The 26,358-nt window shown below is 54.0% G+C and carries 23 protein-coding genes and 1 tRNA gene; 17 read left to right on the top strand and 7 right to left on the bottom strand.

Translation table 11 applies throughout. From position 1 onward, the window contains the following. Positions 1 to 6 precede the first annotated feature (6 nt). From BEQ56_10310 to BEQ56_10240, 15 genes are all read left to right on the top strand, one after another. On the top strand, positions 7 to 1,200 hold the full coding sequence (locus tag BEQ56_10310; protein ID AOH43835.1) for a hypothetical protein: 1,194 nt from the start codon (positions 7 to 9) through the stop codon (positions 1,198 to 1,200). Beyond that, a complete protein-coding gene (locus tag BEQ56_10305) occupies positions 1,200 to 2,063 on the top strand; it encodes a hypothetical protein (protein ID AOH43834.1) in 864 nt (287 codons plus the stop codon). The genes BEQ56_10310 and BEQ56_10305 overlap by 1 nt, the downstream gene beginning before the upstream one ends. Before the next feature lie 36 nt (positions 2,064 to 2,099). After that, on the top strand, positions 2,100 to 2,792 hold the full coding sequence (locus BEQ56_10300; GenBank protein AOH43833.1) for a hypothetical protein: 693 nt from the start codon (positions 2,100 to 2,102) through the stop codon (positions 2,790 to 2,792). A 124-nt stretch (positions 2,793 to 2,916) separates the two neighbouring features. Beyond that, complete coding sequence (locus BEQ56_10295) at positions 2,917 to 4,293, top strand: hypothetical protein (protein AOH43832.1); 1,377 nt, start codon at positions 2,917 to 2,919, stop codon at positions 4,291 to 4,293. Positions 4,294 to 4,403: 110 nt separating this feature from the next. Beyond that, on the top strand, positions 4,404 to 5,279 hold the full coding sequence (locus tag BEQ56_10290) for a hypothetical protein (protein AOH43831.1): 876 nt from the start codon (positions 4,404 to 4,406) through the stop codon (positions 5,277 to 5,279). Next, positions 5,276 to 6,118 (top strand): hypothetical protein, encoded by an 843-nt coding sequence (locus tag BEQ56_10285; GenBank protein ID AOH43830.1) that lies wholly within the window; start codon positions 5,276 to 5,278, stop codon positions 6,116 to 6,118. The genes BEQ56_10290 and BEQ56_10285 overlap by 4 nt, the downstream gene beginning before the upstream one ends. Positions 6,119 to 6,202: 84 nt before the next feature. Further along, complete coding sequence (locus BEQ56_10280; GenBank protein ID AOH43829.1) at positions 6,203 to 7,897, top strand: phosphoglucomutase; 1,695 nt, start codon at positions 6,203 to 6,205, stop codon at positions 7,895 to 7,897. A 33-nt stretch (positions 7,898 to 7,930) separates the two neighbouring features. Then, positions 7,931 to 8,998, top strand: a complete 1,068-nt coding sequence (locus BEQ56_10275) for an S-methyl-5-thioribose-1-phosphate isomerase (GenBank protein ID AOH43828.1) — start codon at positions 7,931 to 7,933, stop codon at positions 8,996 to 8,998. A 79-nt stretch (positions 8,999 to 9,077) separates the two neighbouring features. Beyond that, complete coding sequence (locus tag BEQ56_10270) at positions 9,078 to 9,824, top strand: purine-nucleoside phosphorylase (GenBank protein ID AOH43827.1); 747 nt, start codon at positions 9,078 to 9,080, stop codon at positions 9,822 to 9,824. A gap of 130 nt (positions 9,825 to 9,954) precedes the next feature. Further along, positions 9,955 to 11,250, top strand: coding sequence for a BMP family ABC transporter substrate-binding protein (locus BEQ56_10265; protein ID AOH43826.1), 1,296 nt, complete (start codon positions 9,955 to 9,957; stop codon positions 11,248 to 11,250). 98 nt (positions 11,251 to 11,348) lie between these two features. Further along, positions 11,349 to 12,887: a heme ABC transporter ATP-binding protein gene (locus BEQ56_10260; protein ID AOH43825.1), complete on the top strand. Its 1,539-nt coding sequence runs from the start codon at positions 11,349 to 11,351 to the stop codon at positions 12,885 to 12,887. After that, the gene (locus BEQ56_10255) at positions 12,884 to 14,086 is read left to right on the top strand and encodes a hypothetical protein (protein AOH43824.1); all 1,203 of its coding nucleotides are present in this window, start codon (positions 12,884 to 12,886) and stop codon (positions 14,084 to 14,086) included. The genes BEQ56_10260 and BEQ56_10255 overlap by 4 nt, the downstream gene beginning before the upstream one ends. Then, positions 14,083 to 15,051 carry an ABC transporter permease gene (locus BEQ56_10250; GenBank protein ID AOH43823.1) on the top strand — a complete coding sequence of 323 codons (969 nt, stop codon included), beginning with the start codon at positions 14,083 to 14,085 and terminating at the stop codon, positions 15,049 to 15,051. The genes BEQ56_10255 and BEQ56_10250 overlap by 4 nt, the downstream gene beginning before the upstream one ends. 22 nt (positions 15,052 to 15,073) lie before the next feature. Next, positions 15,074 to 16,171, top strand: coding sequence for a hypothetical protein (locus tag BEQ56_10245; protein AOH44504.1), 1,098 nt, complete (start codon positions 15,074 to 15,076; stop codon positions 16,169 to 16,171). Next, on the top strand, positions 16,168 to 16,671 hold the full coding sequence (locus BEQ56_10240; GenBank protein AOH43822.1) for a hypothetical protein: 504 nt from the start codon (positions 16,168 to 16,170) through the stop codon (positions 16,669 to 16,671). The genes BEQ56_10245 and BEQ56_10240 overlap by 4 nt, the downstream gene beginning before the upstream one ends. Positions 16,672 to 16,683: 12 nt before the next feature. On the opposite strand, the gene BEQ56_10235 is transcribed toward BEQ56_10240, so the two are convergent. The 5 genes from BEQ56_10235 to BEQ56_10215 all read right to left on the bottom strand — a co-directional run bounded on the left by BEQ56_10235 (position 16,684) and on the right by BEQ56_10215 (position 21,958). Beyond that, positions 16,684 to 17,574: a hypothetical protein gene (locus BEQ56_10235; protein ID AOH43821.1), complete on the bottom strand. Its 891-nt coding sequence runs from the start codon at positions 17,572 to 17,574 to the stop codon at positions 16,684 to 16,686. A gap of 151 nt (positions 17,575 to 17,725) precedes the next feature. Continuing rightward, positions 17,726 to 18,817 carry a hypothetical protein gene (locus BEQ56_10230; protein AOH43820.1) on the bottom strand — a complete coding sequence of 364 codons (1,092 nt, stop codon included), beginning with the start codon at positions 18,815 to 18,817 and terminating at the stop codon, positions 17,726 to 17,728. A gap of 21 nt (positions 18,818 to 18,838) precedes the next feature. Next, the gene (locus BEQ56_10225) at positions 18,839 to 19,678 is read right to left on the bottom strand and encodes an ABC transporter permease (GenBank protein AOH43819.1); all 840 of its coding nucleotides are present in this window, start codon (positions 19,676 to 19,678) and stop codon (positions 18,839 to 18,841) included. 10 nt (positions 19,679 to 19,688) lie between these two features. Continuing rightward, on the bottom strand, positions 19,689 to 20,570 hold the full coding sequence (locus BEQ56_10220; protein ID AOH43818.1) for a hypothetical protein: 882 nt from the start codon (positions 20,568 to 20,570) through the stop codon (positions 19,689 to 19,691). 107 nt (positions 20,571 to 20,677) lie between these two features. Next, positions 20,678 to 21,958, bottom strand: a complete 1,281-nt coding sequence (locus BEQ56_10215; GenBank protein ID AOH43817.1) for an ABC transporter substrate-binding protein — start codon at positions 21,956 to 21,958, stop codon at positions 20,678 to 20,680. A 172-nt stretch (positions 21,959 to 22,130) separates the two neighbouring features. On the opposite strand from BEQ56_10215, the gene BEQ56_10210 reads away from it, so the two are divergent. Together BEQ56_10210 and BEQ56_10205 are read left to right on the top strand one after the other, a co-directional pair. After that, complete coding sequence (locus tag BEQ56_10210; GenBank protein ID AOH43816.1) at positions 22,131 to 23,978, top strand: hypothetical protein; 1,848 nt, start codon at positions 22,131 to 22,133, stop codon at positions 23,976 to 23,978. Further along, positions 23,969 to 25,564 carry a hypothetical protein gene (locus BEQ56_10205; GenBank protein AOH43815.1) on the top strand — a complete coding sequence of 532 codons (1,596 nt, stop codon included), beginning with the start codon at positions 23,969 to 23,971 and terminating at the stop codon, positions 25,562 to 25,564. Before BEQ56_10210 ends, BEQ56_10205 begins: the two co-directional genes overlap by 10 nt. Before the next feature lie 60 nt (positions 25,565 to 25,624). Here the strand turns inward: BEQ56_10205 and BEQ56_10200 are convergent. Both BEQ56_10200 and BEQ56_10195 read right to left on the bottom strand, forming a co-directional pair. Then, positions 25,625 to 25,700: transfer RNA gene (locus BEQ56_10200), tRNA-Asp, on the bottom strand. Between the two features lie 136 nt (positions 25,701 to 25,836). Continuing rightward, a complete protein-coding gene (locus tag BEQ56_10195; GenBank protein AOH43814.1) occupies positions 25,837 to 26,322 on the bottom strand; it encodes an rRNA maturation RNase YbeY in 486 nt (161 codons plus the stop codon). Positions 26,323 to 26,358: the final 36 nt, after the last annotated feature.

Here is a 26,358-nt window from a genome sequence, read left to right as displayed (position 1 = left end):
TACGGCATGCGCGATAACGGGCTGGTTTTAGGGCTGGGCAACAATATCGATTACGAGTTCGAGTGGTCAGGGTTGGATTTTCAGTCGCGGATCGATTCTTTCGGGATCGAGTTCCGCGAAATCCAATCCGTTCCTCACGTCGTCAGGTCGGAACGCGAGCTCGTTATCGCCGTGCTGAATCGGATCTACGCGGACGGCGGGGGGGAGTTTTTCCTCGAATCGCCGTCGCTGGCGAGCGAATTCGCTCCCGGCGCGCCAAAGAAAATTACGATGGGCGGGACGGGGATCCGCGCCGCGATTGCGCTCGATCGGATCGGGATCGCTTCAACGGCGCATTTCGTGACGATGAACGATGACGTCCGTCGATTGACGCCGCGGGGCTGCCGCGTTATCTGGGCCGGGACGAAGGAAAATCTCTATCCGCACCTGATTTTCCAGTATCCGGAGGGCGCGGCTTTCCGTCTCGCCGACGGTCGGACCGTCCGTTCGCAGCGGTCCAACCGCGTTATCATGAGTAACGATCAGGATAATATCGACCTTCCGATTTCAGGGGCGCTGGGCGAGGTTTTGAAATCGGCGCGCGTTTTTCAGGTTTCCGGCTTCAACGTTATCAGCGACGAAGCGCAGCTGATCGACCGCGTGGAACGCCTGAAAAAAGCGATCCTGGAGCTTCCTGCGGCTGGAATTGTTTTTTACGAAGAGGCCGGATTTTACCGTCCGGAATTCCGCGATCGGATTTTCTCGATCTTGGACGGGCTGGTCGATATTTACAGTCTTAACGAAGACGAGTTTCGGGAGCTCGTTTCGCCGGAACCGGATTTAAACGATCCGGCGTCGGTCGTCGGCGGGCTGGACGCGCTCCGGAAAAGGTTCGGCGTTGACACGATCGTGCTGCATACGAAGGACTGGGGACTCGTCCGCGGGAAGAACGCTGGAAAATACGCCGGGGCGCTTTCCGCCGGAATCCGCATGGCGGCGACGCGGTACGCGAAGGGCGACGATTTTACCGCCGCCGATTTCGCCGCGACCGCGGATGAAATAAAATCGCCGGAGGGACTGGCTTTCCGGGAAAAGATAGACGGGCTAAGCCTTTCGGAGATTGTCTGCGTTCCAGGGTATCGTATAGAATTAGAGGCGGGAAAGGCGACAACGATCGGATTAGGCGATTCGTTCGTTGGGGGTTTCCTGTCGGATCTCTGATACAGGAGCGAAACGTGACGTTGGATCAGGAAAAAACGGTTATCGAGCGGATCAGCGAGCGGAAAGCGGATATTTTCAAAGCTGAACAGAAAGTCGCCGATTTTATCCTGGCCAATCCTGAGGATGCCGTCCAGCTTAATGTGTCTGAAATCGCCCGGGCCAGCGAGGTCAGCGAGGCGACTGTGATCCGCTTCTGCAAGCACGTCGGGTTCCGCGGCTATAACCACATGCGGATCAGCCTGTCGCGGGATTTAGGGCGGCGCTACTATTTCGCGGTCGATCCGACGTCGGCGAGCGCGGACAGTGAATTCCAGAATTTTTTCAAGGTTATCGCAGCGAACATGCTGAAAATCGGGGATACGATCGACAGGCAGGCGCTTCAGGACGCGGCGGAAGTGATCCGTGGGGCGGCGCTGGTTCATGTCGTCGCTGTAGGAAATACGAATCCGGTCGCGCAGTACATGAGCTACCGGCTGAATCGGCTGAACGTACGGAGCTTCGCCGGTTTCTCGCCGGAATATTCCCTGATGCAGATTCACCTGTCCCAGCCGGGCGACGTCATTCTGGCCATTTCGCAGTCCGGCTGTTCCAGGCAGGTCGTGAACGCGCTGACGCTCGGAAAAGAGCGGGGACTCCCGATCGTCGCGATCACGGCGCACCGGTATTCGCCGGTCAGTAATCTTTGCGATTACCTGCTTTTGGCGTCGTCCGGAGACGATCATCAGTATTATTTTAAAAGCTATTCGCACTTGAACGAAATGGCGGTTGGAGACGCGCTGTTGAGCTGCCTGATTAATCAGGAGACCCTGAATCGGTCTGAGAACGATAAGCTCGAGCTGAACATGGCGGATTCAAAGCTTTAGAAGGGGCGCGGCCTAAATTTATAGAGGAGATATCGCATGAAACGATCGGAGATCAACCGGATCCTGAAGTCGTCGGAAGAATTTTTTATGTCGCAGAACTGGCGGCTGCCGGTCTGGGGGTACTGGTCCTGGGACGAATGGCTTACCAGGAGCGCGGCGGAGCTGGACGAGATCCTGACGCAGGAGATGGGCTGGGATATTACCGACTTCGCATTGGGCGATTTTGAACGGAAAGGGATGGTCCTGTTCACGGTACGCAACGGTTCGACGCAGGCGGCCGGGTACGACAAACCGTACTGCGAGAAGCTGATGATCGTGAACGACGGACAGCTCTGCCTGACGCATTTCCATTGGGATAAGGTCGAGGATATTATCAATCGCGGCGGGGGGACGCTGAACCTGCGGCTGAATAACGCGAACGCTGACGAATCGCTTGACACGGTGCGCCCGGTCGTCGTCTACGTTGACGGAATCCGCCGGGTTCTTGATCCCGGGGCCGTGCTGTCGCTTGCGCCCGGAGAGAGCGTCACGCTTCCGCAGCGGAATTATCATAGCTTCTGGGGGACGGGGCGCGTCCTGATCGGGGAGGTCTCGAAGGTCAACGACGACCATACGGATAACCGTTTCCTGGACGATTCGCCGCGTTTCCCGAAGATTGACGAGGATGAACCGATTTTCCGTCCGCTGGTCGGGGATTACGCGAAGCTCCGGACGCTTCTTTCCCGCTGATTTGGCCCAATCGTCATTCGAAAAACGGGACGAAATACAGCTTGAAATAGTGGACAGTGCCTGTATAATGAGTTGAATTTGGCGTCCGCGCTCTGGCAGGCGGATTGCCGGAATTAAACCGAGGTTGAAAAACGTCGGAAATTTTGAAGGAGGCTGTATGAAGAAGTTAGTCATTTTAATGGTTGTTCTGGCGATGGCGCTGAGTTCCGTGCTTGCCGTCGCCGCCGACGATCTGTACACGGTCCGAATGGTGTATTGGCCGGGTCCGGAGTCGGACGCGATGGACGTTGTCCTGAAATACTGGAACGAGAACATGGCGGAAGAGGCCGGTTTCTACGTTGAACAGGAGCTCTTCGGGCGCGATAACATCATGCTCAAAGAGGAAGCGCTCATGGCGGCGGGGTCGTCGGACGTCGATCTTTTCTTTACGGCGTCGCGCTGGCTCGGTAAATACTGGATGCATTTTGAACCGTTGGAACCGCTGATTACCGATCCGGAAATCAATATTTACGGAACCGACCTGACCGCGCGGATCCCTGCGACCGTCGACGGGATGCGTTGGACGGACGGAACGCTCTACGGCGTCCCGATGGACCTTTCGGCGCATTTCCTGTATTATCGTTCCGACCTGATTGAGAAGCTGCTGGCTGACGCGGATTGGAAGGAAACCTACAAGAAGATCAGCCTGGAGCAGATGGGCGTTGAAATGACCCCGAAGCATCCGGACGAATGGACCTGGGACGATTATCTCGCGACCTCGTTCTTCTTCACGAAGCAGTACAATCCGGATTCGCCGGTTGAATACGGGAACTTCACCCACGGGAAGGTCATGGGGCCGACGGCTTTCCTATGGACGAACGCGTATTGGAGCTTCGGCGGCGACTGGTTCGACGCGGACGGAAAGGTCGCGTTCGATAACGAGGCCGCGCGAAAGGCGCTTGAAATCTGGAAAACGAGCTTCGGGAAAGGGCTGACGCCGCCGGGATCGGTTAACGGCGAATACGCGGAAGATAACGAGGCGTTCCTGGCGGGTCAGGTCGCGCTTTCGGTCCACTGGAACGCGGCTTATCAGACGCTCGACGCCGAGGATTCCCTGATTCACGGGAAGATCGCCGTAACGGCGCCGCCCGCCGGACCGGAAGGCCGCTTTGCTTATAATCATACGCTCGGCGTCGGGATCAGCAAGTACAGCGAGCATAAAGAAGACGCGGCCCGCTGGGTTGCCTGGCTGTACGGCGACGAAGCCGCGAAGCTATACGCTGACGCCGGCGGGATTCCGCCGTCTATTAAGGTTCTTGCCGACATGGCGGAAGCGCGCCCGGACTTTGGGTACATGGCCGACGTTGTTAATGAGTATGGCCGCAACCTGCCCCCGACCGCCGGGATTATTGAAGATATCGCCTGCGGCGGGCTGTCGAACGCCTGGACGGACGTCGTTACAATCGACGAAGGTCTTGCGGCGGTTCAGGCGGACTGCTCGGCGGAAATGGAAAACTGGTAACCGTTTCCCGGGCTGATGGACCTTTATCGGAGATGACAGCCGTCATCTCCGATAAATTTATAGCCTGTCCCTGAGCGGCGGGGTTTAACGCTATCGGAGGAACCGAAGTCATGAGCTTTTTTAAAGTCAATAAGAAGAAGATGATCAGCCTGCTCCTGCTCGCGCCGCTGACGATCTGGCTGGTATGTTTCGCGCTGTACCCGATGCTGTACGGACTGAGACTGAGTTTCTTCAACGCGCGGATCAATAATATTGGAAATCCGAACTTCATCGGGCTGAAAAACTATATTAACCTGTTTACCAACGCGGATTTTGGAAAATCGCTGCTTTGGAGTCTGCGCTTCGCGGTTATTTCGACGACGATTCAGATGCTGCTGGGCGTCCTGATCGCACAGCTTTTCAACCGTGCCTTTCCGGGAAAAAGCGTCGCGATAACGCTGCTGCTGCTTCCGATGGTGGTATCGCCGTTCCTGATGGGGACGATGTTCCGGCTGCTTTTTAACGAATTCGTCGGCCCGATCGCTTACCTGCTGGCCGGGATTACCGGCACGACCGCGATGCTTGGGGTCGGCTTCGTGAACCAGACGATTATCGGCGCCGATACGGTGAACCGGATGCCGTTCGTTTTTATCAATACGTATTCGTCGATGCAGGGGGTGTCGAAGGAGCTGATCGAGGCGGCGACGGTCGACGGCGCGAACGCGTTCCAGCGGCTGGTTCATGTGACGCTGCCGCTGATTTCGTCGATTCTCTGGGTGACGTTCCTGGAAAAATTACTGGCGTCGTTCCTGATTTTCGAGCTGGTTTTCGCGATGACCGCGGGCGGGCCGGGAACGTTTACGCAGAGCGTCAGTATTTTTATTTACCGGCGCGCGTTCCAGCGCAGCGATTACGGGATGGCGAGCGCGGCTTCGTTCGCGCTGGCGATCATGCTGTTGATCCCGTCGCTGTACCTGGTCAGGCGGACGATGAAAGGATATAAATGATGATCTCGAAAAAGATTCGTTCGATGCTGTCCATGGCGCTGGTCGTCGCGCTGATTGCGGTGATTATCGTTCTGTTCGATATCGGCGTTTTTACGAACTTCCTGACGTCTTTTAAGTCGAGCGCGGATATTTCGGCGTATCCGCCGAAATGGATCTTCCGTCCGGTTCTGGATAACTACCTGAACGTCCTTGGAAAGGGCGGCTACGACTTCGGGAGATTTATTTCGAATTCGTTTATCATCGCGCTGGTTTCGTCGTTCCTGGCGGTCGCGGTGACGATTCCCGCCGCTTACAGTATTGTCCGCTACCATGGCTTCGGCGATACGATCCTGAGCGCGACGATGCTGCTGCGGCTGATGCCCGCGCTGGCGTTCGCGATTCCGGTCTTCCTGATTTTCAACAGGCTCAAGATGCTGGATACGAAGACGTCGATTATCTTCATGCATACGCTTTTTATTACGCCGACGTCGCTGCTGCTGTTTATCGGGTATATTCAGGATCTTCCGAAGGAGATCGAAGAGGCGGCGATGATCGACGGGGCGAGCACGCTGCAAATCCTGGCGCGGATCCTGGTCCCGGTTCTTCGGCCCGGGATCGCGTCGACAGCGATTTTAGGGTTTATTACCAGCTGGAACGAATATTTATTCAGCGGTATTCTGAGCTTTAAGAAGGCGGTTACGGCGACGGTCGGAACGTCCTTTTTTATCACGTCGTATCAGGTCGAATGGGGGAATATGGCGGCGGCGATCATGGTTTCGTCAATTCCGACGATTCTCTTTATCTTCGTCGCGCAGAAATCTCTTGTGAGCGGAATGACGGCCGGGTCGGTTAAAGGATAGCCTTTTTTCTCATGTTTAGGTATACTCTTAGGCGGCAGACTATATAGAAGAGTCTGTTTATATATCGAAAGTGAGGATGAGAGAATGGATTATCGGGAGCGGGTTCAGCTATGGTCAGAGAAGCTTGCGGCGGACGACCCGCTGCGTGTGGAATTGGTTGGATTGAGCGGGAACGATGCCGAGCTTCAGGAGCGGTTTATTGCCGACATGACGTTCGGGACGGCGGGACTTCGCGGGAAAATCGGCGTTGGAACGATGCGGATGAATTATATTACGGTCGGACGCGCGACGCAGGGGTTAGCCGATTATATCAGCTCGTTCGGGGAGGAAGCGAAGCGGCGCGGCGTCGTCATTGCGCATGATCCGCGTCATTTTTCGAAGGAATTTTCTCGGTTCGCCGCCGGTATTTTCGCCGCGAACGGAATCCGGGCGTACGTTTTTCCGGAGCTCCGCCCGACGCCGGAGCTTTCGTACCTGATCCCCGTTCTGGGCGCGATTTCGGGCGTCAATCTTACCGCGTCGCATAATCCACGCGATTTTAACGGTTATAAGGTCTATTGGGAAGACGGCTGCCAGGTCAGCGCGGAAGTCGCGGACGGGATTTTAGCTTGCATTGAACGTACAGATTACTTCGACGGGACTCGATCCGCCGATTTCGCGGCAGCCCTGGCGGACGGACGAATTACGATGCTGGGGGCCGCGGAGGATCGGCGCTACCTCGACGAGGTCGAATCGTTAGCGATTCATAGCGGCGAAGAACTGGATTTGTCGATTCCGCTCGTGTACACGCCGTTAAATGGGGCCGCCTCGATCCCGTTCCGCGAGATGCTCCGCGACCGCGGTTTCAGCAGCTGGCATATTGTCGCGGAGCAGGAAAACCCGGATCCCGATTTTACGACGGTCGGGTATCCGAACCCGGAGGATCCGAAGGCGTTCAGGCTTGCCGAAGAGCTGGGCAGGCGCGTCGGCGCGGAATTGCTCATGGCGACCGATCCGGACGGCGACCGGTTCGCGATCGAGATTCTGGGCGACGACGGTCGTTATATCCCGCTGAACGGGAACCAGACGGGCGTCCTGCTGGCGAATTACATCCTGGAGGGGCGGAAGGACGCGGGAACGCTGCCTGCGAAGGGCGCGATGGTCAAGTCGATCGTGACGTCGACGATGACGACGGAGATCGCGCGCGCGTACGGGGTTGAGATGTTCGAGGCGTTGACCGGGTTTAAGAATATCTGCGGTCGGATTCCGGAGCTGACCGCGCGGGGGTACCGGTACCTTCTGGGGTACGAGGAGTCGATCGGCTACGCCGCATCGCCGAACGTTCGCGATAAAGACGGGATCAGCGCGGGCATGCTGATCGCGGAAGCGGCCGCCTATTATCGGAAGCAGGGAAAAACGCTCTGGCAGGTTTTAGAAGGCCTGTACAAGCGGTACGGCTGGTTCGCCGAGGAAGGCGTCAGTCTTGTTTTAGAGGGTTTAGCCGGGGCGGAACGGATCCAGCGGATGATGATCCAGCTTCGGAAGGACCTCCCGTCCGAGATCGCGGGTGTTAAGGTCGCGAGGGTTATCGATTACCAGCAGGGCTATCAGGATATCCCGGCGTCGAACGTCCTCCGGTTTTTCCTCGAAGACGGCGGCTGGTTCGCGATTCGGCCGTCCGGAACGGAACCGAAGATTAAATTCTATTTTTACACTAAACAGGACAGCCGCGAGGCGGCGCTGGCGGCGAACCGGAAGATTCGTGAAAGCGTCCTCTCGCTTGTCAACGCAATCGCGTAGCATACATTATTTTGAGGAGAGAAAACGAATAAGATGATGATTACGGAGGAAGATCGGAAGGCATGCGGGGTACATCTGGGGGAGGACGGAAGGAGCGTCGTCATCCTGGACCAGACGCAGCTTCCGAATCGGCAGGTTTATTTGACGCTGCGGACGGTTGACGAGATTTACGACGCGATTAAACGGCTTTCGGTCCGCGGCGCGCCCGCGATTGGGATCTGCGCCGGGTATGGGATGTACGTCCTGGCGCTGGCAAAGACGGGGCTGGACAGGGCGTCGTTCGAACGCGGACTTCGGGCGGACGGTGAAAAGCTGATTTCCTCCCGCCCGACGGCGGTTAACCTGAGCTGGGCGGTAAAACGCATGCTCAGCGTCATGGAAGCTTCGGACGGAGGTTCGCCGGCGGAGATCGCCGCGGTGATGGGGAAGGAAGCGATCGCGATTCATGACGAAGATATCGCGATGTGCACGAGGATTTCCGAGTTCGGGCTTTCGCTCCTGAAGGATGGCGACGGGGTGATAACGCACTGCAACGCGGGACCGCTGGCGACGTCGAAGTATGGAACGGCGATCGGTCCGCTCCTGCTCGGGAAGGAACGCGGGTATGCGTTCCGCGTCTTTGCCGATGAAACGCGGCCGCTTCTTCAGGGCGCGCGGCTGACGTCGTACGAGCTGGAACGGGCGGGCGTCGACGTGACGCTGATCTGCGACAATATGGCGTCGATCGTTTTGAAATCGGGGCAGGTCCAGGCGGCGTTTGTTGGCTGCGACCGTGTCGCGGCGAACGGCGATTTCGCGAATAAGATTGGAACGTCGGGGCTGGCGATTCTTTGTAAATATTACGGCGTTCCGTTCTATACGCTGGGGCCCTCGTCGACGATCGATATGAGCTGCGCGAGCGGCGCGGATATCGAAATCGAGCTTCGCGATCCGGAGGAGATCAAGAATCTCTGGTACCGGGAGCCGATGGCGCTGGCGGAAACGAAATGCTACAATCCTGCGTTCGACGTAACGGATCATTCGCTGCTGACCGCGATCGTTACGGATCGGGGGATCGTTTATCCGCCGTTCGATGTCAACTTGAAAAAGCTGTTCGGCTGAAAAGCCGGAACGATTTTTTGAGATTTACCGGCCGGCGGGGCTGAACCTGACGTCCGCCGGCTGAGAAAGGGTGCGTCAGATGGAATGTCGTGAATCGGTTTCGGCCTGTATTAAACTTAAGGATGGGACGCATGTCGCGAAAGTGGTGCTGATGCCTGGTGATCCGCTGCGCGCGCGAACGATCGCGGAGCGGTATTTAACCGACGCGGTTCTGTTCAACGACGTGCGCAATATGTATGGCTATACCGGATTGTACGAGGGCCGCGAGGTTTCCGTGATGGGCTCCGGGATGGGGATGCCTTCGTTCACGCTTTACGCGTACGAGCTTTTCAACTTTTTCGGCGTGGAAGCGATTATCCGCGTCGGCTCGGCGGGATCGATCCGGGCGGACGTCCGGGTCCGCGATCTCGTGATCGCCGTCTCGGCGTCGACGAATTCGTCGATGCCGGCGCTGTACCCGTTTCAGGGCCAGCTCGCGCCGACGGCCGATTTCGGGCTGCTGGAGCGGTCGGTAGCGGCGGCGCGGGAGATTGGGGCGCGTTATTGCGTTGGTCCGGTTTATACGTCGGATTTCTTTTATAATCCCGACCCGGAAATCGATCGCAAGATAATGAACTATGGGCATCTCTGCGTTGAGATGGAGACGGCTGGGCTGTACCTGACGGCGATGGGCTCCGGGAAGAAGGGGCTGTCGATCCTGACGATATCCGATTCGCTCGTCACGGGCGAAGCGCTCAGCGTTGAGGAGAGGCAGAACAGCTTTGACGAAATGATGCGGACTGCGCTGATAACCGCGGCGGGGTTCGTTTCCGGCTTGGACGGCTGAGAAGTGGTTTATAAGTTATTTCGGAGAGGATCGTTCGAAGACGAACGACGCGAATCCCGGCGCGGTCCTTCCGGTGAATCCGGATTGCGCCGCGCTGGAAAACGGATCAGGATTTTTCAGGAGAAATATAATGAAAAAGTATGCGGTTGTTTATGTATTGTTGGCCATTTTGATGGCGTTTGCGCTTTCGGCCTGTACGAAGACGGCGGAAGAAGCCCCCGCGGCGACTGAAGCCGCGGTTGAGGAAGCTGCCGTTGAAGGCGCTGCCGAGGTGGAAGCCGCGGTTGAGGAAACTGCCGTTGAAGGCGCTGCTGAGGTGGAAGCTGCGGCTGGGGAAATTGCTGTTGAAGGCGCGGCTGAGGTGGAAGCTGTTCCTGAAGGCAAAGGTCTCTCGATCAGTATCGTGACCTCCTCCGGGATCGACGACGGTTCGTTTAATGAAAACTGCTATGACGGGGCGAAGGCGTTCGTCGACAGTCATCCGGACAGTACGCTCCGTGATGTCAAGGAACCGGATCTTTCGAAACTGATCGATACGGTCGCGACGCTGGTCGGCGATTACGACGCTTTCGTCCTCCCGGGCTATAACTTCGCCGGGATTGGCGATATCGCGACGGCGAACCCGGATAAATATTTCCTCGTCGTCGACTCGACGGTTACCGACTCGGAGGGAAACATGCTGTCCAACCTGCCGAACGTTTATACGATGACGTTCCAGGAGGAACAGGGCGGTTTCTTTGCCGGCGTTGCGGCGGCTTTGACGACGAAGACGAATAAGGTCGCGGTTGTTAACGGGATCGCGTTCCCCTCGAACGTCAATTATCAGTTCGGCTTTATGGCCGGCGTGAATTACGCGAACGCGAAATTCGGGACGAAGGCTGAGCTTGTCGAGCTTCCGTCGTTTGCCGGAACGGCGGCGGTCCCGGTAGAAGGCATGGGCGAGAACGTCGGCGGGAACTATGTCGGGAGCTTCGCGGACGAGGCGACCGGGAAGGAAGTCGGGAAGGCGCTGATCGACGCGGGCGCGGACGTTATTCTGGTCGCGGCCGGATCGTCGGGAAACGGCGTTTTTACTGCGGCGAAGGAAGCCGGGAACGTTTTCGTGATTGGCTGCGACGTGGATCAGTATGACGACGGCGTCAACGGCGATAAGAATATTATCCTGACGTCGGCTTTGAAGATCATGGATGTTAACGTCACGCGTCAGCTCGAAGCGATTTATGACGGTAAGTTTGTCGGGATGGACGCGACGCTGGGCGTCGATACCGATTCGGTCGGGTACGTCTCTGAAGCGGGGCGGCAGCAGCTGTCGGACGAGACGCTGGAGAAGCTGGCCGAGGTTTATCCGCTGCTGAAAGATGGGACGATCGTTCCGCCGTCGAATTTTAACGGAATGCTGCCGGATAAATTCACGGGTCTTGAATAAGGCGGAAGGTCAGGGATTGGTTGTCGGGAAGAAGGCTTTAAGCCTTCTTCCTAGGTAAAGCGCGTGGTTTCGCGGGAAGCGGAGGAAATCGGAAATTTATGGCGGATGCGGAATATATTGTCGAGATGCGGAATATTTCGAAGCGGTTCCCCGGTATTTTGGCGAACGATAATGTAACGATTCAGGTTCGCCGCGGGGAAATTTTTGCGTTGCTGGGGGAAAACGGGGCTGGAAAATCAACGCTGATGAGTATGCTGTATGGACTGTACGAGCCGGATCACGGCGAAATCTATATTCGCGGCGAAAAGGTTCAGTTTAAATCGCCTTCCGAAGCGGCGGATCGGAATATTGGCATGGTCCATCAGCATTTTAAATTGGTCGAGAATTATACGGTCTGCGAAAATATCGTTTTGGGCGTTGAACCGATTAAAAAAGCGCTCGGAATTTTTCCGTATGTCGATCTGCGCGAGGCGAACGAGAAGATCCGGACGCTTTCGAAGAATTACTGCCTGGAGGTTAATCCGACCGACGTGATTTCGGATATTGACGTTTCGACCTGCCAGCGGGTCGAAATTCTGAAGATGCTCTATCGTGAGGCTGAAATCCTGATTTTCGACGAGCCGACCGCGATTCTGACGCCGCAGGAGGTTGAGTACCTGCTGAAAATCATGGAGGAGCTCCGGAACGGCGGGAAGACGATTATCCTGATCACGCATAAAATCGAAGAAATCAAGAAGGTCGCCGATCGCTGCGCGATTCTTCGGCGCGGGAAGCTGATTGACGTGCTGGACGTTCGGACGACGTCGAAGCAGGCGATGGCGAACATGATGGTTGGGCGGAACGTCGAGCTTCAGGCCGAAAAGCCGGCGGCTGGGTTTGGCGAGACGGTTCTCAGCGTGGAAGGACTCTGCGTTCGGAATTCGGATCGGGTCCAGCTCGTTAAAGACGTTTCGTTTTCGATCCGCGCCGGGGAGATTTTCGCGATCGCCGGAGTTTCGGGCAACGGCCAGACCGAGGTCGCGGACGCAATCGCGGGGCTGATCGACGTCGAGAAGGGTCGGATTTCCCTGAACGGCCGCGAGATCACCGGCGAGCCGGTCCGGAACCGGATCGAGGCGGGGATCGGCTATATTCCGGAAGATCGGCAGAAGTTCGGCGTTTTCCTGGATTTCGATCTGCGTTCGAATTTATGCCTGCGCCGGTATTATAAATCGCCGCTGTCGGAGGGGGGGATCCTGAACGAAAATGCGGCGGACGAGTACGCGCGGAAGCTGATCGACGCGTACGATATCCGAACGGGTCAGGGAACGCGGACGACGGTTCGATCCATGAGCGGGGGGAATCAGCAGAAAGCGATCGTCGCCAGGGAAATCGAGGAACATAGTTCGCTGATTATTTTTGTTCAGCCGACGCGCGGGCTGGATATGGGGGCGATCGAAAATATTCATAAGCAGATTTTAGCGGAGCGCGAACGGGGCGCGGCGATCCTGCTGATTTCGTTGGAGTTAGATGAAATCATGGAATTGGCGGACACGATCGGCGTTATTTATAACGGACGGCTGCTGAAGATTGCCGACGCTTCGACGTTGACTTCGCAGGAGGTTGGGCGTTACATGATGGGGGTTACGGAGAATTGAAAAACGACATGAGGATTCATCGCGCAGGTTTTCGTCAGGCGTTCGCCCGCCTTCTTGTTAACGAGCGCTGGACGCGGCTGACGGTTCCGCTGTTTTGTATTGTTCTGACGCTGATCGCTTCGTCCGTGCTGCTGCTGATTTTGGGGAAGAACCCGATTACGGCGTTCTATGGCTTTTTAGCGGGGAACGGGTTCGCGGTGAAGGCGAGCTATGGAGCGGGGACGGGCGTGCTGTCGGATTTTTTCCAGTTCCTGAATATCATGGCGCCGATGCTGTTGGCGGCGTTGTCGTTTATTTTCGCTTACCGCTGCGGCTTGTTTAATATCGGAATCGCGGGCCAGATGGTCCTGTCCGGATTCCTGGCGACGATTTGGGTCGGGTATAACCGGGCGCTTTCGGGCGCGATCGCGCGGCCGCTGGTGATCCTGATTGGATTGATTGTCGGCGGACTGGTCGGGATGTTCGTCGGGTATCTGAAATATAAGTTTAATATTCATGAGGTTGTTTCGACGATCATGATTAACTATATTATCAGCTACGTTACCGGTTTTCTTATTAATTCGTTCTACGTCGACCAGATCAGCCGCGCGTCCAAGGTGATTTCCGCGTCGGCACGGCTGACGTTTACGAAGACGATGATTTTCGGTACCGCCTGCAACGTTCCGTTGGGGATTGCGCTGGCGATCCTGACGGCGTTCGTAGTCCGCTTCATTTTTGATAAGACGATTTTCGGTTTTGAGCTGAAAGCGGTCGGCTCGAACCGGAATTGCGCGCTGTACGCCGGGATTCACGTCGGGCGGCAGATCGTTCTGGCGATGGCTTTCTCCGGCGCGCTGGCGGGGCTGGCGGGCGTGACGTATTATCTCGGGTATACGAATTCGATTATTCCGAAAACGCTTCCGGGGATGGGCTACGACGCGATCGCGACCGCGCTCTTAGGGAATAACAGTCCGATCGGCGCGATCCTGTCTTCGGTCCTGATTACGATTTTCCAAAACGGGAGCAGCACGATGAGCTCGATGGTCGGGGTGGCGAAGGAAATTTCGTCGGTGATTACCGGAATTCTGCTGCTGTTTACCGCCTGCGGCGAGTATTTCCGCGCGAAAGCGGCTGCGTATTCAGAGCGGTTCGACGAAGCGGACGGGGCTGGACTGGTTCCGGTCGCGGAACGGGAAAACAGGACGGACGGCGAAGCATGAATTATCTTCATAACATGATCACTGACGGTTTAGCTTTCGGGATCCCGCTTTTTATCATGGCCGTCGGCGCGATTTACTCGGAAAAGAGCGGCGTCACGAATTTAGCGGTCGAAGGCTTTCAGGGCTTCGGCGCCTTCTGCGGCGCGGTGCTGGCGACGATTTTAGCGCTGTACGCCGGGCTTTCGACCCAGACGATTCTGTATATTGCGCTGGCGATGGCGTTGGTCGGCGGGGCGCTGTACGCGATTCTGCATGCGCTGCTTTGCATCCAGTTTAAAGCGGAGCAGGTCATCAGCGGTGTCGTTATCAATATTTTAGGAATTTCGCTGACGACGTTTCTCACGTCTCAGATCAGCGGGGTCTTATTCGGGAGCGCTTCGAATAAATTTACGCTGGGGGTTTCGGACCGGTTTACGGTCCCCGGGCTGAGTTCGGTTCCGGTTCTCGGCGCTGTTTTTACGAACGTGTATCCATTCGAGGTTATCCTGCTTGTTATCAGCCTGTTCGCGTGGTACCTGATGTATAAAACGCGTTTCGGGATGCGGCTGCGCGCCTGCGGCGATAATCCGCAGGCGGTCGACGCGGCGGGCGGGAACGTCGCGCGGACGCGGTTTATCGCGGTCATGATTTCCGGCGGGCTTTCGGGGATCGGCGGGATGTGTTTTGCGTATTCGCTCCTGTCGCAGTTTTCCCCGAGTATTTATCTTGGATACGGGTATCTGGCGATTGCGGCGATGATTTTCGGAAATTGGAATATTGTCCTGACTTTTTTTGTCTGTCTGTTTTTCGGGATCGCCCGGGCGGGCGGGTACCAGCTCTGTTTATTCATGGGGCTGTCGTCGCAGTATACGAACCTGTTCATGACGATTCCGTATATTTTGACGCTCCTGCTCCTGCTTTTCTTCTCGAAGCGGAACCATCCGCCGCGCGCAATCGGCGAGGCGTACGATAAAGGGAAGCGTTAGGAATGTGGATGGAGGCGAGATGATTCGGACGGCGATCGTTGGGGCCGGCGGGATTGCGGAACTGCATGTTTCGGCGATGAAGCGGTTAGACGCGAGGCCGGCGGCGGTTATCGCGGAGACGGAGGACGAAGCGCGGGCTTTCGCGGCGCGGCATGGTATTCCGCGGTGGGGGACGGAGCTGGAGCTGATTTCGGATCCGGCGATCGACGCGGTTCATCTCTGTACGCCGCCGTCGACGCATAGCGGCCTGATCCGGTTCTGCCTGGATCAGGGTAAGCATATTTACTGCGAAAAACCGCTTTGCCTGGACGCGGATGAGGCTGCGGTCCTGGCGGAGGCGGCGCGAGAGCGCGGTTCCGTTTGCGCGGTTGGATTCAATGTCCGGTTTTATCCGGCCTGTCTGGCGCTTCGCGCGAGGATCCGTTCGGGTGATTTTGGACGCCCGCTGCTGATTCATGGGGATTACCTTCAGTCTTTTCACGCGCTTCCGGCGCGGTACCAATGGCGGTACGATCCGGCGATCGGCGGTCCGATGCGCGCTGTGACCGAGATCGGGAGCCATTGGCTGGACCTGGCGCGGTTTATTACCGGTCTGGAAATTACGGCGGTTTCGGCGCGGCTGGGGCGCTTTTTCCCGAAGCGGCGGATAGGACCGGATGGGATGATGTCGCCGGAGGATGAATCGGGCGAGGGAGAGGTGATTCAGGTTGAATCGGAAGACGCGGCGATAATCCACCTGCAATTCTGGGAAGGGACGATCGGTTCGGTCGTTTTGTCCGAGGTTTCTCCGGGCCGCGAGAACCGGCTCACGATTGAAGCGACTTGCGAACGCGGGAATTTCTGGTGGAATTCGGAAGCGAACGGCGTTCTTTCGGTTTCGCGGAAGGGCGGTCCGATTCAGACGGAATCGTTTGGATTTGGTGAGGGTTTCGGCGATACGTTTTATTCGTCGATTGGATTATTTTATCGGACGGTTCTATCTCCGGAGCGGAGGGACGGCAGCGCGCGCCTGCCGACGTTTGACGACGGGGCGGAGAACGCCGCGGTTTGCGCGGCGATCCTGGAAAGCGACCGCCGCGGTTCGGAATGGGTTGCGGTTCGTGGGGCAGGGCGATCATGAATCAGGATTTAATCAACGCGCAGGAGATTATCGAGCTGCTGGGGCTGCGTCCGCTCGAAGGCGAGGGCGGAATGGCGCTGCGAACGTACGAAAGCGCATGGACGATCGACGGGAAGCCGGCTGGAACCGCGATTTATTACCTGCTCAGCGGCGACGCGTTTTCGCACCTGCACCGCTTGAGCGGGGATGAGGTTTATCATTTTTACCTTGGCGATCCGGTTTCGCTGCTGGAGCTTCTTCCGGACGGGAGTTTTCGGACGACGATTCTGGGGCCCCGCCTTCGGGAAGGTCATCGCGTTCAGTATACAGTTCCGGCAGGGCACTGGCAGGGATCGAGACTGCTTCCCGGCGGTCATTTCGCGCTTTTAGGGACGACGATGTGCCCGGGGTATACGCCGGAAAGCTACGAGCATGGAGACGGGGCCGTTTTAAAAAGCGCGTATCCGCGCGCCGCGGCGCAGATCGAGCGCCTTGTAGGCCCGGCGGTTTTCGGGAACTGAGCTCCGGAGCGTTTAGAAATCGCGGCGGCGGATTTGTGAAAGCTGTTCCGCGATCAGGCCGAGGAGGATCGATATCAGTCCGACCGTGATCGAGAGGAGGGCAGCGACGCTCAGTCCGCTTCCGGCGAGGAAGAACGGAATTGCCCAAAGGATACCGATCAGGACCGCGGCCGCGCCGACCGGCAGGAAAATTCGCAGCGGATTGAAAACCATCACGATATTGAAAATTTGAATCAGCGTGTCGAGCGCAGTCATGGTCGAGATCGTACTTTCGCCGGCGATCCGGGCCCGGGTTTGGATGGGCTGTTCAACGACGAGGTGACGCTGCTGGATAAAGACGAGGGTCATGACGTCGGAAAACGCCATCGACGCAGGGCAGAGCGGAAGGTATTTTTTCGCGAGAGCGGCGTCGTAGAGTTTCATGCCGCTGTTCAGGTCGTCGACGCTGAGGTTGACGAGGATTTTCGCGACAGCCCGGAGAAGGGTTTTCCCGATGGCGCGGTAATGGTCCGCGAAGGACGTTTTCCTGGCTGAACGCGCGCCGATGACGAGGTCGGCGTCCGTTTTTTCACGGGCTTTAATCATGGGTTCAATGTCTTCAAGGCGATGCTGCCCGTCGGCGTCCATCGTCAGGACGAACGGGGTCTGAACCGCGGCGATTCCGGTTTTGAGCGCGCCGCCGTATCCGCGATTGACTTTATGCGTCCTGACGGTCAGCCGATGGTTCCCTGCGGCGAAATCGGCGAGAATTGCGCCGGTCCGATCGGTTGACGCGTCGTTGACGACGACGCAGTTCGCGTCGTGCGCTTCGCACCAGGCGAGCGTATCGGCGAGCGTATGGGGGAGTGCGGCTTCTTCGTTGAAGGCCGGAATGAGGATGGTCAGCTGCGCGCTTGCGGTCATGGGTTTCCCTTTCAGGTATGATTTTATCCGAAAATGGGGGGATGTTTTCGATTTTTACCGGGAATGCAGCCCACGCCCTCGTAAAATCTTATGAGCTGAGGCGCTGATTCGGATCCTGCGACGCATGCTGCGGAGCTGACATTATTTGACGTTACCTTGGCCAGCGATCTTCCCGCGGCGGAAGCACGGACAGCGTTCCGGCCGCTTTATCGAGATACCAGTACGCTGTCGCAGCGACGTCGTCCTGACGCTCGAATAGGCCTTTGAAGTTTACGCCGATTTGCTGAACGGTGACGCGGATATTCTCTGAGAATAAGATTGGGTCTGGGATGTGGAATCTGTAAAGTCCACGCATTGGCGGCGCGTCGTCGTTATGATAAGGGTTATGAATTTTTGTATCATGCGCGCTATAGAACGGATAGCCTAAGAATGGCGTGCAATAAGTTTGTTCGACGGTTTTCCGGTCGACTTGCGCGGCGAAACTCCATGATCCGCCGAAATAATCTTCCGTTCCCGTTCCGCAGATTGTCGGATAATCCCGATCTCCGTCGATATAAAATTTGAACTCGCCTTCGCCCCACCAGTAACGCTCAAGTGTCGCCAGCGCCAGATATGTTCCGACGTATTGCCCTTTTCCGCTGACGTTGTCCAGAACCGTAAAGTCCTTAGCTTTTTCCGTGATCTTTTCCCTTCTCCATTGCGCATGGAAATAGCCGATCGGACCGGGGAGATCCTTCATGAGCGCGTAATCGACCTGATAGAAAAACCCGTTAAGATCGGCGGGGTGCTGATTTTCTATGACGATTTTCGCTTTTTTGAGGAAGGGCATCGGAAAATAGCAGTTCATTCCTCTCGTGGGGCAAACAACGATTGGTAAAGCGTTAACGATCGTTTCGGCGGCGAAGCCGCAGCAGAAGAAATCGCCTAACGGAGCGATAACCGCCGGAATTTCCTCGTCATCCCAATAAATTTTCAGGATTAAATCGCGTAAAACGTATCGATCTTCGTCGGAGGTCCGATCGGGGACCGTTATCCAGATATGCCGGATGATTCCAGGTCCGATTATTTCGGCGATTGTTTCGGACGTTCCGCTTTTCAATCTGATGCAGGGACGGCCTTTCCGGGAAGGCCCCAAGGGGCTTGCCGCCGTTCCGCCGCGTCCTTTTTCCCCTCTCGGGTTTTCCGCCGTGATTGCGCCGGACTTTCCGTCCTGTAAAATAAAGATATTGCTTAGGTTGTCCATCTTTTAACTCCTTATAAAGAATTAACCTTTAATTCCGCCGGCCATAATTCCTTCCATGATCTGCTTCTGGAAGATGGCGACGAAACCGATAATCGGCAGCAGGATAATCCACCCCATCGCGCTTGTTAAATCCCAGGGGACGCTGTACGCGTTATTTCTTGGAATCGTCGTAATCGCGACGCTGAGGACCTCGATCTTGGACGCGAAGAAGAGCGGCGTAAAAAGATCGTTGAGACATGAAATGAAATTGATGATGCTGATTGTAGCGAGGCCGGGCCTGAGAACCGGTAAAATAATATAGAAAAACTTCTGGAAGAAGCTGCAGCCGTCTACTTCCGCGGCTTCCTCGATCGTTACAGGGATTTCATTGAAAAAGCCGGTCAGGATAACGACGCTGAAGGGGATCAGTGCACTCGTGTAAAGGAGGATTAATCCTGGAAACGTGTCGATCAGGCCGGCGCTGCGAATAAAATCGTACAATGGCCTGGCGGTTACGATCGGCGGAATGAGCGATGTCGCTAATAGACAGCCGAATACGACGGTCAGCCCTTTGGACGTATACCTGTTGAACGCGTAGGCTGCAAACGTGCAGACGATCGTTGAGAGAATGAGCGAGGAGAAGGTGATGATCAGGGTATTTCTGATCTTTTCGCCTATTTTTAATGTTTCGAAGAGCCGCTGATAATTTGCCAGCGTCGGGTTCAGCGGGATGTAATGGATGGGCGTTGTGAAGAGTTCGCCGGCGGGCGTTATGGATGACGTAAAAACCCAGGCAATTGGAAACAGGATGATGATTGCGATCAGGATCGCGAGAATCCAAATATAAGAACGTCTGAATTTAAGGAATGGCATTGGTTTCATATTATATTCTCTATTTGTTTCCGATTTTTTTCAGCGCGGTCAGGTTGATTCCGGCGACAATCGCCATCAGGATAAAAAGAATGACCGAGATTGCGGACGCGTACCCGGGATTCAGGTTATTAAACGCTTCGAGCATGATCCGATAGCTCAGGAGCGTGGTTGAATCGCCTGGCCCTCCGGAGGTCATCGCGTAAACAAGGTCGAAACTCGTTATTCGCCAGAGAATGAAGAAGATGCACTGCGAGAGGAGCGTTTTCGCAATATTCGGCAGCGTAACGCTGAAAAAGGTTCGGATCGGGCCTGAACCGTCAATTTTCGCCGCTTCGTATATTTCTCCCGGGATGAATTGGAGCGCGGCTAAAATCAGGATCGCGAAAAATGGTATGTCCTTCCACATGTCGACCAGGATGACCGCAGCGCGCGCTGAGCCTGTATTGACCAGCCAATCGTAATGAAAATTTGGGAAAAATCTTCGAATCAGGTCGTTGATGAGGCCGAACTGATCGTTAAACGCCCAACGCGCGGCGATTCCGGCGACAACCATCGGCATAGCCCATGGGATAAGAACGATGGTCCTCAATAACTGCTGCCCCCGGAATTTATAATTCAGCACAAGCGCGAGAATCATTCCTAAAATGAGATGTCCCAGGATTGAGAAGAAGGTGAAGATTAATGTAAACGAGATCGACGTAATCAGTTTTGGATCTGAGAACGCACGGCAGAAATTTCCGAGTCCGACGAAAATTGGAATTCCGCCTTTAAATCCGTTTATTTCGAACAGGCTGTTATACAGCGTTATGGCTACCGGGTATAGGGTTGTAAAAGCTCTTATCAGGATTGCAGGTAGAATAAGGACCCAGGCGGCCCAAAGTTTATTTCTCTTTTGTGTCATTGGCTCTTCCTGCCTTCGATTTGGGTTATTTCGTTGAACGCGCGCGCTGCAAAATCCGGCGGCGCGCGCGTTTGCCTGAACTGCTGAGAATGGTATTCGCCGCGAGGTTATTCTTTCGGCATATAAGTTTCGACTTCCTTTTGCGCCTGTTCACAGAAAGCGTCCAACGTAATTTCGTCCGATACGTACTGCTGGAAAAGCGATCCGATCGCGCTGATAAATTCCATCGCCTGCGGCGCCATGTCGCGGGCAAGCAGCGTCGTATTTTCCAGATACTGCCGGAAGTCTTCGACGCCGGTCGCTTCGAACGTCGGGTCTAATACGACGTCTTTCCTCGCCGGCATGCGCGAGCACATCGCGAAATAGGCTTTTTCTCCATCCGGGGACGCGGCCCACTTCAGGAACTCGATGGCGGCCTCTTTGTTTTTCGACTCTTTATTCAGGACGTAGTGCCAGCTTGCCATGTAGGCGGTATTGCGCTCAAAGGTTGGCATCGGGGCCATATGAATTCCGTCCGGACCATACTTTCCGGAATCGATAAACGTTTGCAGCGCGCCGGTGTACATAAAAAGCGACGCATATGTACCGTCAAACATTTTCTGCATCATGGGGTCATATTGATCTGCCAGCTGCGCTTTGGCCGTGTATCCGTCTTTCAGCAGGTCATACATGAATTCGACAGCTTTCCGCGAATTCGGATTTGTCCAATCCAAGTAATCTCCTCCGAATAGATTAACGAACGTTCCGATCTCGTTGAATACATAGGTTTTCTCCCAGGCGCCTCCGTATCCAAATTTCTGGTCCCCGCTGTTGGCGCTGACGAACTGCATGAATTCGTCGAGATTTTTTGGAGAAGCTTCGAGCCCGGCGCTTTTGACCTTCGCTTCGTCGATCCAGTAAGCAAGGATTTCCGTGTACATCGGAACGGAGTAGATATTTTCTCCAACCATTGTGCGTGCTTTCATGTATTCAGTCTGGAAATTCGAGAAGATGTCTGGCGTCATGACGGTTTCCTGAAGCGGTTCGAGAAAACCGGCGGATTTATACTGGCTCATCATTTCATCGTCGATCGCGATAATGTCAACGCTGTCGTCTCCCGATGAAAGGATCGTCGTAATTTTAGAGAGACGATCCGTTGAATTGCTTGGAGAGGTAATCGTCTCAATCGTCAGGCCAGTTGCGGCTTCCGCGGCTTTTCGATATTCCTCAAAGCCGGGAAAGGTTGTATCATTCGTCATGAGGATAATTTTTTTTGCAGCCTGGACAACTCCTGGCGCGGAATTATCGGACGTCGTTCCCGGTTCCTGGCCTTTCGGCGTGCACGCTGATAATAGCAACAGAGAAAAGACGGAAAGAAGCAATAAGGTGAGGGACTGGTTTTTTTTCATGATGTTCTCCTTTAATTTGATGACACCGATTTATAGGATCGGTTCAGTGTATGATGATGTTATCAATTGATTTCGGCCATGTGAATACATTTTTTTTCGAAAATCTTATATTTTTTTATGTCTCTGCCTTTTTGGATCGGGCTTTTTTTATAATCCATGTGATAATTTGACTATGAAGCGTTCGATCAGTTCTAAACCTAAAGCGTATAATACGTTTCGCAATAAAATTCTTCTCGCTTTTATTATCTGTTCGCTGGTTCCTTTAGCGTTGTTAGGTTTCTTTTCGTATAATCGCTCTTTGACGATTGCGAAGGACAGTATTTATCGCTCCGCCATGTATACGTCAAGGCAGGTTGGGCAGCTGATTTCCGCACGAATGAGCCAGATGACGCAGGTCGCGGACGCGACGCAATATCTTCTGTATCAGCTGAATACTACGGCGGATCATCCGTTTACCGGTTTTTTAGACAAATATGTTGAAATCAGGAACAATATCTCATCATTGGTCACAGCTTCGCGCTTATACAGTGTGAATGTGTTCGTTAACGGCGAAGGGATTCTGACGCAGGATGGGATCATGTTTTCCCCTATTAAAAATTCAGAGATTTACGGATTTACGGAAGCAGATCTGCTGCGGAAGATCGACGGGAACCGGAGAAACTGGACGGTGCTTTATGATGTTCCTGTTCTTCGGGTTCCGATTCAGCCTGGGAAGCGGGAAACGCTGATCAGCTGCTATTGGGGAAAATTTAATATGACTCGGGATAGGTTAGATTACGTTTATTTCGTTAATCTTCAGGTCTCCGAGATGACTCGGCTGCTTCAGGGGAACCTGGAGGATGGAATCAATCGCTTTTTGATCGATGACGCAGGCGTTGTTATTGCGTCTTCCGGAGCGGAGGATATTCCGGCTGATATTCGGGAGGCGATTTCGCTGAGCTCTGCGGTTCATGAGGAGACGTCGCTTCCATATTCGGGCGGGTCTTTATTCGAGTATTTGATCTCGGCGAATAACTGGCGTTTGATTACGACGATTGACGATGCGTATATTCGAAGCAAAACAAGGGCCCTGGTAAATATTTATATCTTGACTATTTTGTTTATTTTCGTGGCATTGGTTATTGCGATTGCAATTTTGTCCAGTAATCTGACGCGAAAAATAGATTTGCTGGCGAGCGCCATGCGAACATATAAAATCTCAAAGGAAAATACCGCTTTAACGGAAATCTTAAAGTTCGTTCGGCGACCGGCGGAGAAGCGGGATGAATTAGACGAAATCACCGTAGATTTTGTCGAAATGGCCGAGCGGCTGGAAGCAAACTATCAGGAGTTATTAAACGCAAAGATAGAGGAAGAGAAGCTGAATTATCGGCTTCTTCAGGCGAAGATCAATCCTCATTTTTTGTATAATATCCTCGATTCGATCAAAACCTGTCAATCTTTCGGTAATATTGAAACTGCAAATTTGATCATTACGAAATTGGCGCGATTTTATCGGAAACAGCTCAACAGCAGTACGGATCTTATCCCTCTCGCGTCGGAACTCGAGAGCGTATCGGAATATCTTGAAATTGAGAATCATTGCCGGACCGGACGTATCCGCTTGAAAATCGAGATGGAGGACGGCTTAGGCGGTTGTATGATTCCACCGTTCACAGTGCAGCCGGTCGTCGAAAACTGCGTTCAGCATGGGTTAAGAGGATCTGGATGCGAATTGAATATTATAATCAGAGTTTCATACGATGAGGATTTTATCTGTATTGCGATTTCGGATGACGGCGTTGGGATTCCGGACGCTGAGCTATGGAAGGTCAGGCGGGACCTCGCGGATCGATCGGTCGTGACGACGACTCATTTTGGATTGAAAAGCCTGAGCGCGAGGCTTTCTCTGATTAATAGTGGCGGATCGGATTTTCATCCTGTCTCTGTCGAAAGCGAATCGGGTATTGGAACGACCGTGACGATTCGAATCGAGCCGGTTTTGTCGGATTCAGAAGGCGAGTTTGAAGTATGGAAATAAACGCGATTCTGATTGATGATAATCCGCATGCGTTGGAGGGGATCAAAGCTGCGGTTGACTGGGGAGCGTCAGGTGTTAATCTGATCGCGACATTCATAGACGTTTTTGAGGCCAAAGCTTTTCTGGAAGTTCGGAACATCAACCTGATTATTACAGATATTAATATGCCGGGGTTGAGCGGGCTGGAGCTTTATCGGGAAATCCGAAAAATCAAGCCGTTGATAAAGGTCATTTTTATCAGTGGTTATGATAATTTTATGTATGCGAAAGAGGCGGTCCGATTAGGGGCGTTTGATTATGTTGAGAAGCCGATCGATTACGATTATCTGACGAACGTGATTATCCGGGCTGTGGATTCAATTCGGAGGGACGAAAGCGCGCGAGCGCTTCTTGAGCGATCGGTTCCTGCAATGAGGGCGAATTTTTTTCATGATTTGCTGCGCTGTAATTCTGAGGAGAGTCGTTATTTTTTACTTGATTCGGTTGCGTACCTGTCGATTCCGGCTTCGCTCTCCAGCTATGTATGTATCGTGGTGAAAATTGCGAATGACGTGAGTTTGCGAAAAGAAATGGGAATCGATCATTATCATTTGCAACTTATTTCAATTCAGGAGAAATTTACAAAGGAGCTTTCCCAGTTTGATTTCTTGTACGTAATCGGGAATCGGAATCAATTCGTTTTCGTTCTTGGGACGAATCAATCGGCGGCGGCACTGCTTCTCGACGCAAATCGAAAATTCGACCGCCTCCTCCATGCGGAGAGCGACAGCAATTGGTGTTTTAATATTGGAATTGGGAGCGTTCAAAGTTCGATATGGAACTTGAGTTTGTCGTATAGCGACGCAAAGCAAGCGCTCAAATATCATTTCTTTCTTCCGCAGAAATGTATTTTTGATATTCGCGACTATAAGGGCATGGCGCAGAATCCTTTGTTTCTGACTTCGCTTCAGGAGACGGAGCTGCTCCGACTTTTATCGAGTAAAGATCTTTCGGGTATCAAGGTTTTTCTGACCAGCCTCTCAGAAAAGTTAGCCCATAATTTCCCCGATGCAAACAATATCTATTTGTTTGCCTATGATATTATGACGAAGTCAATGCGATTTCTCGCCGATATGAATATCAATGTAAATGAAATCCAGCTGGAGATTCGAGCGTTTCAGGAACGTCTCTCAGGTTATCAGAGTATACAGGATTTAACCGAACAGATTTATCTTATCTGCGTAAAGGTTTGCCGGCTGTTGGAGCAGTCGGCGAACAGCTACCATGCGCAGCTGAACGAGCGAATTCAGGAATATATCAAATCGCATATTGAAGACAACGATTTAGGTCTGACGAGTATTGCGGCGCACGTGAATATCAGTCCGTCGTATCTCAGCGCACTGTATAAAAAGATTAATGGGATCGGGTTATCGGTTGCGATATCTGATTTGCGAATTGAAATAGCGGAAAATCTGCTGATCAATTCGGCTTTGCCGATAAAAGTTATCAGTGAAAAGGTCGGATTTAAGAATCCATACTATTTCAGCGCGTGTTTCAAAAAGAAGACCGGTAAAACGCCGTCGATGTATCGAGAGAATCTTCCTTGAAGAAGGGAACGTATAAGGATAGTATATTAAAATAAAAAACTTCCAAGCGAAAGTTTTTTATTGCGGGAGCGACGGGGTTCGAACCCGCGATCTCGGCCTTGACAGGGCCGCATGTTAGCCGCTACACCACGCCCCCATTGACTCTCAGGTCCCTTTTATCCACACTATAGCGGACGCTTCCTGAACTCAACGAACAGAATTTTAGCACAGTGGAAAAAAATCGTCAAGGATTGTGGTTAGTTTGTGATATTGTCGTGTGGTTGTGTGAGTTGTTACCCCTCCTCAAACGGTTCATCGCCGGAAATCTTTCCTAATTTCAGCCCGTTCCGGGCGATGTATTCGTCTTGAATCTCCCACATTTCCGCCTTCTCCGTCGGCGTCCCATGATCGTAGCCTAACAGGTGGAGCAGGCCATGAATCGTCAGGAGCGAAATTTCGTCCTGAAGGCTATGACCGCCGTCGACCGCCTGGTCCCTCGCGCGTTCGACGCAGACGATCAGGTCGCCGAGATATTCCCGCCCGCTCTCCGGGTCAATTTCAAAATCCGCGGGAAAGGAAAGGACGTCGGTTACCTCGTCGACGTCGCGGAACCGGCGGTTCAGCTCACGGATTTCGTCGGGTTCAACGAGGGAAAAGGTCCAGAGCGGCAACGTCTCTCCGGGTTCGTAAAAATCCCGGAGAAGATTTTCCGTCAGCGCGCTGATTTTCGCGGTGTCAATCGGGAGCGTTTCGGACTCGGTTCGGTTTTGAAATTCCAATTTTCGTTTTGCCGACGACGGATCGGGGCGTCTCCT

The organism is Anaerolineaceae bacterium oral taxon 439 (assembly GCA_001717545.1).
Taxonomy (GTDB): Bacteria; Chloroflexota; Anaerolineae; order Anaerolineales; family Anaerolineaceae; genus Flexilinea.
Note: the sequence above shows the minus strand (reverse complement) of the source record. Positions and strands in the feature narration are given on the sequence as shown.

Bases quoted from the DNA above. Each gene is read 5' to 3' on its own strand.
- BEQ56_10230 (AOH43820.1), bottom strand. From the start codon at position 18,817: ATGGACAACCTAAGCAATATCTTTATTTTACAGGACGGAAAGTCCGGC.
- BEQ56_10220 (AOH43818.1), bottom strand. From the start codon at position 20,570: ATGACACAAAAGAGAAATAAACTTTGGGCCGCCTGGGTCCTTATTCTA.
- BEQ56_10260 (AOH43825.1), top strand. From the start codon at position 11,349: ATGGCGGATGCGGAATATATTGTCGAGATGCGGAATATTTCGAAGCGG.
- BEQ56_10310 (AOH43835.1), top strand. From the start codon at position 7: ATGCGCGATAACGGGCTGGTTTTAGGGCTGGGCAACAATATCGATTAC.
- BEQ56_10210 (AOH43816.1), top strand. From the start codon at position 22,131: ATGAAGCGTTCGATCAGTTCTAAACCTAAAGCGTATAATACGTTTCGC.
- BEQ56_10240 (AOH43822.1), top strand. From the start codon at position 16,168: ATGAATCAGGATTTAATCAACGCGCAGGAGATTATCGAGCTGCTGGGG.
- BEQ56_10235 (AOH43821.1), bottom strand. From the start codon at position 17,574: ATGACCGCAAGCGCGCAGCTGACCATCCTCATTCCGGCCTTCAACGAA.
- BEQ56_10250 (AOH43823.1), top strand. From the start codon at position 14,083: ATGAATTATCTTCATAACATGATCACTGACGGTTTAGCTTTCGGGATC.
- BEQ56_10300 (AOH43833.1), top strand. From the start codon at position 2,100: ATGAAACGATCGGAGATCAACCGGATCCTGAAGTCGTCGGAAGAATTT.
- BEQ56_10280 (AOH43829.1), top strand. From the start codon at position 6,203: ATGGATTATCGGGAGCGGGTTCAGCTATGGTCAGAGAAGCTTGCGGCG.
- BEQ56_10205 (AOH43815.1), top strand. From the start codon at position 23,969: ATGGAAATAAACGCGATTCTGATTGATGATAATCCGCATGCGTTGGAG.
- BEQ56_10285 (AOH43830.1), top strand. From the start codon at position 5,276: ATGATGATCTCGAAAAAGATTCGTTCGATGCTGTCCATGGCGCTGGTC.
- BEQ56_10265 (AOH43826.1), top strand. From the start codon at position 9,955: ATGAAAAAGTATGCGGTTGTTTATGTATTGTTGGCCATTTTGATGGCG.
- BEQ56_10215 (AOH43817.1), bottom strand. From the start codon at position 21,958: ATGAAAAAAAACCAGTCCCTCACCTTATTGCTTCTTTCCGTCTTTTCT.
- BEQ56_10275 (AOH43828.1), top strand. From the start codon at position 7,931: ATGATGATTACGGAGGAAGATCGGAAGGCATGCGGGGTACATCTGGGG.
- BEQ56_10225 (AOH43819.1), bottom strand. From the start codon at position 19,678: ATGAAACCAATGCCATTCCTTAAATTCAGACGTTCTTATATTTGGATT.
- BEQ56_10290 (AOH43831.1), top strand. From the start codon at position 4,404: ATGAGCTTTTTTAAAGTCAATAAGAAGAAGATGATCAGCCTGCTCCTG.
- BEQ56_10270 (AOH43827.1), top strand. From the start codon at position 9,078: ATGGAATGTCGTGAATCGGTTTCGGCCTGTATTAAACTTAAGGATGGG.